Genomic DNA, 12853 nt, shown 5'->3' on the forward strand with positions numbered 1-12853 from the left:
GCGTCATCCGGGTGGACTCCACCGCGGGGCGCCCCGGCCGCGGCGGCCGCGAACGGCACCGGCCGGACGCGCCCGGGTGGGCGAGGGAAGGTGGCAATCATGGCGGACAGGTCATCGGGTCCGGCGACCGCCGGAGCGGCACCCCGGGCCGACCGGCCGGCGGACATCCGCAACGTCGCGCTGGTCGGCCCTTCGGGAGCGGGCAAGACGACCCTGCTGGAGGCGCTGCTGCACGCCTCCGGCACCATCACGCGCCCCGGCCGGGTCGAGGACGGCACCACCGTGGCCGACCACGACGAGGCCGAGGCGCGCCAGGGGCGGTCGGTCAACCTGGCCGTCGCCCCGATCCGGGTGGGCGGGGTGAAGGTCAACCTGCTCGACTGCCCCGGCTACGCCGACTTCGTGGGCGAACTGCGCGCCGGGCTGCGCGCCGCCGACGCCGCCCTGTTCGTCGTTTCGGCGCTCGACGGGATCGACGGCCGCACCCGCCTGCTGTGGGAGGAGTGCGCCGCCATCGGCATGCCGCGCGCCGTCGCGGTGACCCGGATCGACCACCGGCGCGCCGACTTCGCCGACACCGTCGCGCGGTGCGCCGAGGCGTTCGGGCCCGGGGTGCTGCCCGCCTACGTGCCGGCGGTGACCGGCGAGGGCGCCGACCGCGCCGTCACCGGGATCATGGGGCTGGTGTCGGGCCGCTACGCCGACCACTCCTCCGGGGAGCGGGTCGAGGCGGACCCGCCGGAGGGGCTGCGCGCCGAGTTCGCCGCGCTGCGCGACGCGCTGGTCGAGGGGGTGATCCAGGAGAGCGAGGACGAGACCCTGATGGACCGGTACATGGCGGGCGAGGAGCTCGACCCGGACCTGCTCGTCGCCGACCTGGAGACCGCGGTCGCCCGCGGCGGGCTGCACCCGGTCATCCCCGTCGCCGCGACGGCGGGGATCGGCGTGCACGAGCTGCTGACCGAGCTGCCCCGCGCCACGCCGTCGCCGCCGGAGCGGCCGCTGCCCGAGGTCACCACGGTCGACGGCGCCCCGGTCGGGGACCTGTCCTGCGACCCCGGCGGCCCGCTGCTGGCCGAGGTCGTGCAGACGGCCACCGACCCCTACGTCGGCCGGATCAGCCTGGTGCGGGTGTTCTCCGGCACGCTGCGCCCCGACACGGTCGTGCACGTGTGCGGGCACGGCCTGGCCGACCGGGGCCACGCCGACCACGACGTCGAGGAGCGCGTGGGCGGGCTCGCCGAACCGCTCGGCCGGCGGAGCACGCCCGTGGACGCCGCCGTCGCGGGCGACGTCTGCGCCGTCGCCCGGCTGGCGCGGGCCGAGACCGGCGACACGCTGTCCGACCGCGACCGCCCGCTGCGCATGCCGCCGTGGACGTTCCCCGAGCCGCTGCTGCCGGTGGCGCTGCGCGCCGCCGCGCACGCCGACGAGGACCGGCTGTCCCAGGCGCTGCCCCGGCTGGCGGCGGAGGACGCCACCCTGCGGGTGGAGGTCGACCCCGAGACCCACCAGCTCGTGCTGTGGTGCATGGGCGAGGCGCACCGCGACGTGGCGCTGGACCGGCTGGCCCGCCGGTACGGGGTCGAGGTCACCACCGAGGAGGTGCGGGTCCCGCTGCGGGCGACGTTCGCCGTGCCGGCGCAGGGCACCGGGCGCAACGTGAAGCAGAGCGGGGGCCACGGCGAGTTCGGCGTCTGCCGCATCGCCGTGGAGCCGCTGCCCTCGGGCGCCGGCCTGGAGTTCGTGGACGAGATCGTCGGCGGCGTGGTGCCGCGCCAGTTCGTGCCGTCGGTCGAGAAGGGCGTCCGGGCGGAGATGGAGCACGGGGTGCGCGACGGCCACCCGCTGGTCGACCTGCGGGTGCGGCTGTTCGACGGCAAGGCGCACTCCGTCGACTCCTCCGACATGGCGTTCCAGAAGGCGGGCCGGCTCGCGCTGCGCGACGCCGCCGGCAACGGGCGGCTGACCGTGCTGGAGCCGGTCGACGCGGTGGCGGTGCTGGTCGACGACGAGCACATGGGCGCGGTGCTGAGCGACCTGTCGGCGCGGCGCGGCCGGGTGGTCGGCACCGAGGCGGTGCCGGGCGGGCGCACCCTGGTGCGGGCGGAGGTCCCGCGCCTGGAACTGCTGCGCTACGCCGTCGACCTGCGGTCGGTGTCGCACGGCACGGGCACCTTCACCCGGCACTACCTGCGCCACGAACCGCTGCCCGCGCAGCTCGCGGCGGCCCATACGGGCGGGTGAGCCGGACCCGGCCCGCCCGGGGCGGGCGGCCCGGGCGGTGCGCGCGCCGCCCCGGGCGGGCCGGGGCCGGTCAGAGTGAGGCGGGCATACCGGCCGGGAAGTTGCTGCCGGTGAGGATGGTGGCCACCCGGGCGCCGGGGAGGTCGCGGCGGGCGAGCGCGGCGATGCCGACGGCGGCCGACGGCTCCACCACCAGGCCGACGACGTCGCGCAGCAGCCGGAGCGCCGCGGTGATCTCCGCCTCCTCGACCAGCACCATGTCGTCGACGGTGTCGCGCATCCAGGCGACCGCGTCGGGGACCGGCACCCGCACCGCGAGCCCGTCGGCGGCGGTGCTGACGCCGTCCGTGGCCACCGCCCGGCCCGAGCGCCAGCTGTGCGCCATGGCGGGGGCGCCCGCCGCGCACACGCCGACGATCCGGGTCCCGCGCGAGTGCTCCTTGAGCCACCGGCCCACGCCGGCGGCCAGGGCCCCGTTGCCGACGGGCACCACGACGGTGTCGAGCTGGAGCGGGGCGAGTTCGACGCCGATGGTGCCGGCGCCCTCGGCGATCTGCGGCTGCCGGCCGTCCTCGATGAACACGCAGTCGCCGCGCCCGGCGGCGTAGTCGGCGGCGGCCTCCTTGGCGGCGTCGAAGTCGGCACCGGTGACGACGACGCGGGCGCCCAGTTCGCGCATGCGCGCGACCTTGACGCCGCTCGCGGTCGTGGCGGCGAACACGTGGACGGGCAGGCCGCGGCTGCGCGCCGCGTACGCCATGGCCTGGCCGAAGTTCCCGGCCGACGCGCACACCACGGCGCGGTTCTCGCCGGTGTCGCGGAACAGGAAGTCGGCGCCGCGCCCCTTGAAGGAGCGGACGGGGTTGAGGGTCTCGATCTTGAGGAAGGTCTCCCGCTCCAGTCGGCGGGAGAGGGCGTCGTCGCTGATCTGCGGCGTGTCGCGGAACCGGCGGTCGATGAGCCGGTAGGCCGTTGCGATCCGGTCGAGCCGGAGGGTTTCGGTCGGCATGTGCGCATCGTAGGGGGAGGGCCCCGGGGCGGCGCGGCCGCCGGGGTCACCCTTGGGCGGGCAGCGCCCCCGCGCGCGCGGCGGCCACGGCGGCGGCCGCGGCGCGGGCGGCGGTGCCCGCGTCGACCGGTTCGCGGCTGACGAACAGCCGGTAGTAGATCGGGGCGACGGCGGTGCGGACCACCTCGGCGGGGTCGGTGCCGACCGGGAGCTGCCCGCGTTCGACGCCGCGGGCGACCACCTCGGCGCAGCGCCGGTGGCGTTCGGCGAAGAAGCCGCGCAGCGCCTCGGCGGCGCGGTCGGCGTGGAAGGCCGCGGAGATCGCGGCGGCGGGCACGGCGCGGTCGGGGGCGGTGGTGAACCCGTGGACGACGTCGAGCGCGATGCGGCGCAGGTCCTCCTCGACGTCGCCGGTGTCGGCGGGCCGCCAGTCGTCGTCCGCCGCCGCGCCGAGGGCGTCGGCGACCAGCTCCGGCACGCCGCCCCACCGGCGGTACACCGTGGTCCGGTGCACGCCGGAGCGGGCGGCGACGCCCTCGACGGTCATGTCGGTGAAGCCGCGCTCCGCCAGTTCGTCCAGCGTGGCCCGGACCACGGCCGCGCGGGTGCGGGCGGTGCGCCCGCCGGGCCGGCGGGCCCCCGGGCGGTCGGCTTCGGACATGGGCCCTCCGTAGGTCGTCTGGCGGCCCGCCCAGACTAACGCGACTGGAGTGGCCTTAGCGGAGCCGGCCGGTCACAGGATCCGGCCGGGCCGGGAGCGGTCGACGAGCGCCTGGAACCGCCAGGTGTTGATCGGGTGGCTCGACAGCAGGTTGACCAGCATGACGAACAGGCCCTGGTCGGTGTGCGCCCGCGCGGCGATCTCCTCGAAGTCGACGGCGGTGTAGAGGTACTTGCCCGCCGCCAGGACGCGCAGCCCCCGCATCCCCTCGGGGTGGAAGGCGTAGCCGTGGTTGTCGGCGGTGTACTCCTGCGCCCGGTTCAGCGTGCTGCCGATGCCGGGGATGATGTCGGCCACCGACACCGCGAACTGCCGCCAGTACGACACGTGGCCCGCCGCGATGTGGCCGACCTCGTGGCCGATGACGAACCGCAGCGCGTCGGGGTCGGCGAGCCGCCCGCCCACCTCGAACAGGTCGCTGGAGACCGCCACGTAGCGGCGGAACCCGTGGCCGGACGCGAACGCGTTGATGCGCCCGTTGCCCAGCACCACGTAGGCGTCGGGCACGCGCGGCAGGTCGAACGCGCGCGCGGCGTCGACCACCATGGCGTGCGCCTCGGGGAACTGGCGCTCGGAGATGCGCACCCCGTTGACCCGCTGGGTGGCGTAGAGCTGCCCGCGCACGAAGAAGACCAGCGCGGGGATGCTCAGCAGCAGCAGCGGCTGGCCGGATTCGCCCTCGATCGCCCGGTTGGCCGCGCCCACCACGGCCAGGACCGTCACGGCGACGCAGACCACCAGGACGGCGTTCTCGCGCGGATGCCGCAGCGCGCGCCGGCGGGAGCGCTCGCCCCACGTCTGGAACAGCATGGCCCCATTGTGGGGCCCGGCCGCGCCGCGCGCGCCCGGGTCGGGCCCGGGGCACGCCCGGGCGGCGGGGGTGCGGCGGCGGAGCGGCCGGTCAGAGGCGGTAGGGCGGGTCCTGCGGCGGATCGGCGTCGTAGGGGCGCGGCTCGTACGGCGGCTCGTCGGCGGGCGGCCGGCCCGTCGAGAACGGGGTGGACCCCGGCGGGGGCGGCGGCGCGGCGACGGGCGGCCCCTGCGGCGGCGGCGCCGCGACCGGCGGGCCCTGCGGCGGGGCGGGCGGGGGCGGCGGCGCGGCGACCGGCGGACCCTGCGGCGGGGCGGGCGCCGGTGCGGGCGCCGGTGCGGGGTCGTCGTCGTCGAGGAAACCGGCCATGTCGGCGTAGGCGGTGGACTCGCCCCGCTCGGCGTCGTCGTCGGGCCGGTCGGCGGACGGGCCGACGTGGCGGCCGCCGCCCTCGTCGGCGGGGGCGGGCTCGGGCGGCGCCGGGTAGGCCTCGGCGCCCGGGGCCGGAGCGGGCTCGGTGGCGCCGGGCGGCGGCACCGGGGCGGGGGCGGCGGGCCGCTCGGCGTCGGGGGCCGCCGGGTCGTCGGCCCGGCCCAGGTAGGTCAGCGCCGCGACGGTGAGGGCGGCCAGCCCGGCGCGCAGCGTCGGCTCGCGGTCGGGCGCGAAGAACGGGGAGTGGTTGCCCGGGACCGACGCCAGCTTCTCGTAGGGGGTGGTGCCCGGCGCGGCCTCCCACACGGAGTGCGGGGTGGCGCCGACGAACCAGAAGGCGTACGGCACCGGGTCGGGTTCGCCCGGGAGGCCGAGGTCGCCGAAGTCCTCGCTGCCGGTGAGGGGCTGCGGCAGGTCGACCACGTAGCCGTCGCCGAAGTAGGCCCGGTGGGCGGCCGCCACGTCGTGCACGGCCTCGGCCGCGTTGCGGGTGACGCCCGCCTCCTGGAGCACGGTGATCTCGGGCTCGCGGGGGGCGCCCGCGGCGGCGGCCTCGGCGCGCACGATCCGCTCGATGGCGGTGTGCACGCGGTCGGCGACCACCTCGTTGAGGGCCCGGGTGTTGACCTCCAGGTAGGCGTCCTCGGGGATGATGTTGGCCTTGGTGCCGGCGCGCAGCACGCCGACGGTCACCACGGCGACCTCGCTCGGGTCGACCTCGCGCGCCACCACGGTCTGCAGCCGGGTGACGATGTTCGCGGCGATCACCACCGGGTCGACGGTGGTGTGCGGCTGGGAGGCGTGGCCGCCCACGCCGAAGACGCGGACGCCCAGGGTGGCGCCGGCGGCCAGGATGACGCCCGCCCGGTGCGCGATCATCCCGGCGGGCTGCGGCCCGATGTGCTGGCCCAGCGCGACGTCGGGGCGGCCGAAGCGGGTGTAGAGGCCGTCGCGGAGCATCCCCGAGGCGCCGTCGAGGGTCTCCTCGCCGGGCTGGGCGACGACCATCAGGGTGCCGCGCCAGCGGTCGCGGGCGCCGGAGAGCAGGTCGGCGGCGCCGACGAGGCACGCGGTGTGGGCGTCGTGGCCGCACGCGTGCATGATCGGCACCTCGTTGCCGTCGGCGTCGGTGCCGCGGGCGGTGCTGGCGTAGGGCAGGCCGGTCTTCTCCTCGACCGGCAGCGCGTCCATGTCGGCGCGGAGCAGGACGGTGGGGCCGTCGCCGTTGCGCAGCACCCCGACCACCCCGGTGCCGCCGATGCCGGTGGCGACCTCGAAGCCCGCGCGGGTCAGCCACTCGGCGACGGCGCGGGCCGTGCGGGTCTCGCCGTGCGAGAGTTCGGGGTTCTTGTGCAGGTCGACGTAGAACCCCTCGACGAGCGGGAAGATCTCGTCGACGAGCCGCAGGATCGCGCCGCCGTGCTGGGCGACGCGCTGGGGTTGGACCGCGTGCGGCACAGCTTCCACCGCCTTCTTCCGGGGTTTCGGGGGGCGGCGTGTCCCGCCCCGGGAACCGGGGGGCGGCCGCCGCGGCGATTCTCCCGCCCGCGCCATCGAATCTCAAACGGGGTCGAGGCGGCGGGGCCGTCAGGGCAGCCTACTCGGCCCGGGCGGCGGGCGCGGGGGGCCGCCGCCCGGGACCCCCCGTCGAAAAAGGGGTTTGGGTCCGTTCCTGAGAAAAAAATCCGGGTACCGTAACCACGGCTCCGCAGTGGCCGGACGTGGGGGACGCCACGGTCGGGCACCCGGAGCTGGGCGGCGTCACCCGGACGACACGCCCGGACACGTCCTGATAGGGTCCCCGGCACGGAAGGGCGGTAGGGTCACTCCCAGGGTTCTCAGCGAACTCCCAGGCATGTCCGGTAGGCCCGGCGCCCGCGCGCGCCCGATGGCCACCGCCGCCGCGCCGAGGCGCCGTCCTGCGCCCGGCCGCATCCGCTCCGCGACCACGCCCGCACGCCCCGCTATCGGTGACTCGGAGGACCCGTGGCCTCGACCACCACACGACCGCCCGAACGCCCCGCCGTCCGCCCCGAAACCCCGCCGCCGGCCGCCGCCGGCCGGCCCCGGCGCGACGCCCTGCTCGACAACGCGAAGTTCCTGCTGATCACGCTGGTGGTGGTCGGGCACGCGATCGAGCCCACCACCGACAGCCGGATCGCCAACGCGGTCTACTTCTGGATCTACCTGTTCCACATGCCCGCGTTCGTGCTGATCAGCGGGTACCTCTCCAAGTCGTTCGACGGCTCGGGCCGGCGCATCGACAAGCTGCTGACCACGGTCGCCGCCCCGTACCTCATCTTCTGGTGCGTGTACGCGGTGCAGGCGGCGTCGTCCGGGCGGAACCTGCCCGACGGCCCGCTGGAGCCGCTCTGGCTCACCTGGTTCCTCGCCGCGCTGTTCGTGTGGCGCCTCACCGTGCCGCTGTGGAAGCGGGTGCGCCGGCCGTTCGCGGTGGCGGTCGCCCTGTCGCTGGTCGGCGGGCTGGTGGCCACCGGCGAGGTGCTGGGGATGTCGCGCATCATCAGCCTGCTGCCGTTCTTCGTCGCGGGCCTGCTGCTGGAGCAGCGCCACTTCGACCTGCTCCGGCACACCTGGGTGCGGGTGGCGGGCGCCGCGCTGGGCGTGGCGACCATGGCCGTCTGCTACCTGTACCTGGAGCAGGCCAGCCGCGAGTGGATCTACTGGCGCGAGAGCCTGGTCGACCGCGACGTCGACCTGCTGCCCGTGGGCATCCCCGGGCGCGTGCTGTTCCTGGTGCTGGCATTCGCGCTGACCGCCGCGCTGCTGGCGCTGACCCCGCGGCGCACCACCCGGTTCACCCGGCTGGGCGCCCTCACCATGTACGTGTTCCTGCTGCACGGCCTGGTCATCCGGGTCGCCGACCAGTTCGGCTGGTACGACGCCGCGGACCGGGTGCTCGGCACCACGGGCTCGTTCCTGCTGAACACCGTGCTCGCGGTCGGCCTGACCTTCCTGCTGTGCGCGCCGTGGGTGCGCGCCGCCACCCGGTGGCTGGTCGAACCTCGGCTCGACGGCATCCTGCGCCGCGACCGCGACTCCGCGCCACCCGTGCTGCGGCTGCCCCGCTCGGGCTGAGCCGCCCGGGTCGATCCGGCCGCACACGACGGGAGGGGCCGCGCGGACGTCCGCGCGGCCCCTCCCGTGTGTTCCGTGTCCCTCTCCCCGTTCCGGTCCGCCGCACCGCCGCTCCCCCGTGCGGTGTGCGGGCCGGGCCCGGGTCAGCCCCGGGTGAGCTTCGCCATCTCGCGGTCGAAGTCGCGGGTGGCCAGCCACAGCTTGTAGACGATCACCAGCTCGAACGCCGCCAGCGCCGCGCACGCCAGGACCGTGACCGGCACGATCAGGCTGGGCAGCGCCGAGACCGCCGCGGTCAGCGCGGTCAGCGGGGCGACCACGCAGACGAACATCTCGAACTCGATGCCGCTGAACAGGTGCGGGCGGACCCGGCTGCGCAGCAGCCGGTCGCGGACCCGCTCGTACCAGCCGAACCGCTTGCCGAACCCCTGGTGCACGTCGATGACGCGGGCGCCGGACGACGCGGCGCCGGCCCGCACCTGCTCCGGGTCGAGGTCGGGGTTGTCGCGCAGCGCCTCCTCCATGAACACCACCGGTGCGGCGGGGGCGGCGGTGCCCGCGTTGTTCGCGGCGTCGGGGGTCTCGGTGCTCTCCGGGTCGTCGGAGACGGAGTCGGCGGAGCGGCCCTCGGCGACGGCGCGCAGCTTCTCGCGCATGGTCTGCCGGGTCTTGGCGACCTGGTTGCCGTTGAGGTAGCGCAGCAGGTCGAGGAAGGTGACGACCGGCATCAGCAGCAGGTAGACGACCTCGCCGGTGACCGCCCACTGGCCGATGAACAGCGCCAGCATGCAGCCGAAGAAGCGGATGCGGTCGAACACGAAGTCGACCCAGGCGCCGAACACCGACCCGTTGTGCTTGAGCCGGGCGATCTTGCCGTCCATGCAGTCGAGCACGAAGCTGAGGTGGAACAGCAGCGCGCCCGCCACCAGCCACGGCCAGCTCCCCAGGGCGAAGCACACCACCGAGCCGAGGCCGAGGACCCCGGCGCCGAACGTGATCTGGTTCGGGGTGATGTTCGTGCGGTTGGCGGTCCACACGACCAGGCGGGCGGCCAGCGGGTCGACCAGGAACACGGTCCACCACGCGTCGCGGCTCTTGTAGGTGCGCTCGCGGACGTCCGCGAGTGTGAAGCTCGTCATCTCAACTCCTGCGGAACCCCGGCCGGCGCCGCGTGTCGGCCGCCGGCCACGCACGGTGATCACGCGCGGTCGAAGGGGAGGGGAGGGCGGGTGTCAGCCGGAAGATCATCGCAGACGGTCGTGCGGTGGGCTAATCGGCGCGGTCATAATTGATCGGTAAGGGGGGATTCGGCGCGTCGACCGTGAGGTCGCGCCGCCGGCCCCGCGGTTTGCGACCCGAGGTGGCGGCGTGCGTTTTCTCAACGACCAGGTCCCCGGCCACGACCTGACCTACAGCGACGTGTTCATGGTGCCGAGGCGGTCGGCCGTCGGGTCGCGCCTGGACGTGGACCTCGCGTCCCACGACGGGACGGGGACGACCATCCCCATCGTAGTCGCGAACATGACCGCGGTCGCCGGGCGGCGCATGGCCGAGACCATCGCCCGGCGCGGCGGCATCGCCGTCATCCCGCAGGACATCCCCATCGACGTGGTGGCCGAGGTCATCGCCTGGACCAAGCGGCGCGACCTGGTCCACGACACCCCGATCACGCTCACCCCCGAGAGCACCATCGGCGACGCGCTCAACCTGCTGCCCAAGCGGGCGCACAACGCGGTCATCGTGGTCGACCCGGAGCGGCGGCCGCTGGGCGTCGTCACCGAGGCCGACTGCCAGGGCGTCGACCGCTTCACCCAGCTCCGCGAGGTCATGTCGACCGACGTGCTGACCGTGCGCGCCGGGAGCGACCCCAAGGAGGCGTTCGGCACCCTGCACGACTTCCGGCACCGGCTGGCGCCCGTGGTCGACGCCGACGGCGCCCTGGTGGGCGTGCTCACCCGCACCGGCGCGCTGCGCGCCACCCTGTACACGCCGGCCGTCGACGCGGCGGGGCGGCTGCGGGTCGCGGCGGCGGTCGGGGTGAACGGCGACGTGGCGGGCAAGGCGGCGGAGCTGCTGGCGGCGGGGGCCGACGCGCTGGTGCTCGACACCGCGCACGGCCATCAGGAGAAGATGGTGGCGGCGCTGCGCAAGGTGCGCGCCCTCGACCCCGGGGTGCCGATCGTCGCCGGGAACATCGTCACCGCCGAGGGCACCCGCGACCTCATCGAGGCCGGCGCCGACATCGTGAAGGTCGGCGTGGGTCCGGGCGCCATGTGCACCACCCGGATGATGACCGCCGTGGGGCGGCCGCAGTTCTCCGCGGTGCTGGAGTGCGCGGCGGCCGCCCGCGAGCTGGGCAAGGCGGTGTGGGCCGACGGCGGGGTGCGCCACCCGCGCGACGTCGCCCTCGCCCTGGCGGCGGGCGCGTCCAACGTGATGATCGGCTCGTGGTTCGCGGGCACCTACGAGTCGCCGGGCGACGTCCTGCGCGACGCGCAGGGCCGCCTGTACAAGGAGAGCTTCGGCATGGCGTCGGCCCGCGCGGTCCGGTTCCGCACGGCCGACGACTCCCCGTTCGACCGCGCCCGCAAGGCCCTCTTCGAGGAGGGCATCTCCACCGGCCGCATGTACCTCGACCCGGAGCGCCCGGGCGTCGAGGACCTCGTGGACGAGATCGTCGCGGGCGTCCGCAGCTCCATGACCTACGCCGGCGCCACCACCCTGGAGGAGTTCCACGACCGCGCCACCGTCGGCATCCAAAGCGCCGCCGGCTACAGCGAGGGCCAACCCGTCCCCACCAGCTGGTAACCCCCAACCGCACTCACCCCACAAGCAAAGGCCAGAGCCGAAGGCTCTGGCCTTTCGCTATGCCACCCCGCTCACCGCGCCTCCAAAGTCCACAGGAGCACCTGGCCGCCAGGGAACGCATCAAGGACCCAAGAAGAGACCCCTGATGAGTCCGATGCCGACCACGACCGCCACCGCCACCGCCGCAAAGAGACTGACCGTGACGTACTTGTTCACAGTATCCGCGACACCGCCTTGCACTTTTTCATACTTCCTCGCAAACGGCGGAGCCCACCGCAGAAGCCTCCGCTGAATCGCATCCCATTTTCGAAGCCGCTCCCAGTGCCTGTACAGGAGGAACGAAATCGCAAAACAGAACGCGGATACTGCGGCTACCAGCAGGAGAGTGAAGAGATACTCCAGAATATTTTCCTCCACAAGATTCAGACGGCACACCTCGCCGATGACTGAAATCATCATCCGAAGACACCGAAGAATCCGCCGAGGATCAGCATCGACATTATGAACAGGAATCCGCTGATGATGATTCTCAGAGATTCGTTCGTCGGTTCATCGGAAGGCTTGAAGACGCTGTCATCCGGAACGTCCGAGAACATGAACTCGGCGCCGCGGTGGTAGTAGACCCAGTTCGCCACGGCAGCCGCCATCAGGCCGACCGCGAGGAGGAGTCCGAACAGGGTTTCCATGGCTATCTCCTCTGAGCCGGTCGTCTTCTGTTCTCCGGTCGTCGGCCCGATACCAACGCCGCGGGGTGAAGACCTCCATCACTGACGCATCTCTTCCGCAACAGGAAGAGGGAGAGCAAGGAAAGGACGAGGAAGAAGAGGGACATCAGTCCCGCGATGAGGAAAATCGGCGATCGTTCTACCGTGTAGTTCGCGAGATTGATGGACGCCCACGCGCCGTGGAACAACACGAGGGACCAATGGAGGCGTCTGCCCACGCGGGAAGTGCTCGATTCTTCGTCAGGGACCGGCGGGGGCCGGGCGGGGTGGCCCGGAAGCAGCCACTCGCGCGCGGGCGTGTCGCGTCGCTCATGTCGGGGTGCAGATGACGATGGGGAGGGTGCGGTCGGTGCGGGACTGGTCGTCGGCGAAGGCCGGGTGGTACGCGGTGAGGCGGGGCCACAGGTCGGCGCGTTCGGCGGCGGTGGCGGTGCGGGCCCGCATGCGGTGCAGGGAGCGGCCGATCTGCACGACGACGCGCGGGTCGTCCAGCAGGTTGCGGAACCACATGGGGTTGCGGGGGTCGCCGCCCGCCGAGGCGACGAGGACGACCCGGTCGCCGTCGCGCAGGAACACCAGGGGCACGGTGCGGCGCCGCCCGCTCTTGCGGCCGCGCGTGGTCAGCAGGCAGACCGACTCCCCCTTGGGGAAGCGGTGGTGCGGCCGGAGGCGGCCGACCGCCAGCCCGTCCGTGGCGCGGTAGGCGAACGCGTCGAGGCGCGAGACCGCGCGGGCCCGGACCGGGCCGGGCGGGACGGCCTCCGGGATCTCCGGCCGGACCGGTTCGTCGCCGGCGGCGTCCGCGTGGCGGCGGTGGGCGTCGGCACCGGGGTACGAGGCGTGGAACGCGTCGGCGCCGGGACGAGGGTGCTGCGGCGCGTCGGCGGCGAGACCCGGGTGGCGCGCGTCGGCGGACGGGCGGTGCGGCGGGTGGGCGGCGGAGTCCGGGCGGGGCGGGGGCATGGGGGTCTCCTCCGGGCTGGGGGCTCGGAACGACGCTA

At 74.5% G+C, this 12853-nt stretch carries 11 protein-coding genes; 3 read left to right on the forward strand and 8 right to left on the reverse strand.

Features of this window, described 5'->3' with window-relative positions:
• The first annotated feature begins 99 nt into the window (after positions 1-99).
• Complete coding sequence (locus tag NT8_RS02965; RefSeq protein ID WP_067963965.1) at positions 100-2247, forward strand: elongation factor G-like protein EF-G2; 2148 nt, start codon at positions 100-102, stop codon at positions 2245-2247.
• Positions 2248-2317: 70 nt separating this feature from the next.
• On the opposite strand, the gene NT8_RS02970 is transcribed toward NT8_RS02965, so the two are convergent.
• The 4 genes from NT8_RS02970 to NT8_RS02985 form a co-directional block, all read right to left on the reverse strand.
• Entirely contained in the window at positions 2318-3256 is a 939-nt protein-coding gene (locus NT8_RS02970) for a threonine ammonia-lyase (protein ID WP_067963967.1), read from the reverse strand.
• Between the two features lie 46 nt (positions 3257-3302).
• A complete protein-coding gene (locus NT8_RS02975; RefSeq protein WP_067963969.1) occupies positions 3303-3917 on the reverse strand; it encodes a TetR/AcrR family transcriptional regulator in 615 nt (204 codons plus the stop codon).
• A gap of 72 nt (positions 3918-3989) precedes the next feature.
• Positions 3990-4787 (reverse strand): M48 family metallopeptidase, encoded by a 798-nt coding sequence (locus NT8_RS02980; protein WP_067963971.1) that lies wholly within the window; start codon positions 4785-4787, stop codon positions 3990-3992.
• Positions 4788-4878: 91 nt separating this feature from the next.
• Positions 4879-6687, reverse strand: coding sequence for an amidohydrolase (locus NT8_RS02985; protein ID WP_067963973.1), 1809 nt, complete (start codon positions 6685-6687; stop codon positions 4879-4881).
• A 519-nt stretch (positions 6688-7206) separates the two neighbouring features.
• Here NT8_RS02985 and NT8_RS02990 point away from each other — a divergent pair.
• The gene (locus NT8_RS02990; protein ID WP_067963975.1) at positions 7207-8319 is read left to right on the forward strand and encodes an acyltransferase family protein; all 1113 of its coding nucleotides are present in this window, start codon (positions 7207-7209) and stop codon (positions 8317-8319) included.
• A gap of 143 nt (positions 8320-8462) precedes the next feature.
• On the opposite strand, the gene NT8_RS02995 is transcribed toward NT8_RS02990, so the two are convergent.
• Positions 8463-9458 carry a CDP-alcohol phosphatidyltransferase family protein gene (locus tag NT8_RS02995; protein WP_067963977.1) on the reverse strand — a complete coding sequence of 332 codons (996 nt, stop codon included), beginning with the start codon at positions 9456-9458 and terminating at the stop codon, positions 8463-8465.
• 229 nt (positions 9459-9687) lie between these two features.
• Between NT8_RS02995 and NT8_RS03000 the strand changes: the two genes are divergently transcribed.
• The gene (locus NT8_RS03000; RefSeq protein WP_067963979.1) at positions 9688-11127 is read left to right on the forward strand and encodes a GuaB1 family IMP dehydrogenase-related protein; all 1440 of its coding nucleotides are present in this window, start codon (positions 9688-9690) and stop codon (positions 11125-11127) included.
• A 120-nt stretch (positions 11128-11247) separates the two neighbouring features.
• On the opposite strand, the gene NT8_RS03005 is transcribed toward NT8_RS03000, so the two are convergent.
• The 3 genes from NT8_RS03005 to NT8_RS03015 all read right to left on the reverse strand — a co-directional run bounded on the left by NT8_RS03005 (position 11248) and on the right by NT8_RS03015 (position 12815).
• Positions 11248-11586: a hypothetical protein gene (locus NT8_RS03005; protein WP_067963981.1), complete on the reverse strand. Its 339-nt coding sequence runs from the start codon at positions 11584-11586 to the stop codon at positions 11248-11250.
• On the reverse strand, positions 11583-11813 hold the full coding sequence (locus tag NT8_RS03010) for a hypothetical protein (protein ID WP_067963982.1): 231 nt from the start codon (positions 11811-11813) through the stop codon (positions 11583-11585). The genes NT8_RS03005 and NT8_RS03010 overlap by 4 nt, the downstream gene beginning before the upstream one ends.
• Before the next feature lie 348 nt (positions 11814-12161).
• On the reverse strand, positions 12162-12815 hold the full coding sequence (locus tag NT8_RS03015; RefSeq protein ID WP_176579676.1) for a nitroreductase/quinone reductase family protein: 654 nt from the start codon (positions 12813-12815) through the stop codon (positions 12162-12164).
• Positions 12816-12853 lie beyond the last annotated feature (38 nt).

This window comes from Nocardiopsis trehalosi NBRC 14201 (assembly GCF_001552555.1).
Classification (GTDB): Bacteria; Actinomycetota; Actinomycetes; order Streptosporangiales; family Streptosporangiaceae; genus Nocardiopsis_B; species Nocardiopsis_B trehalosi.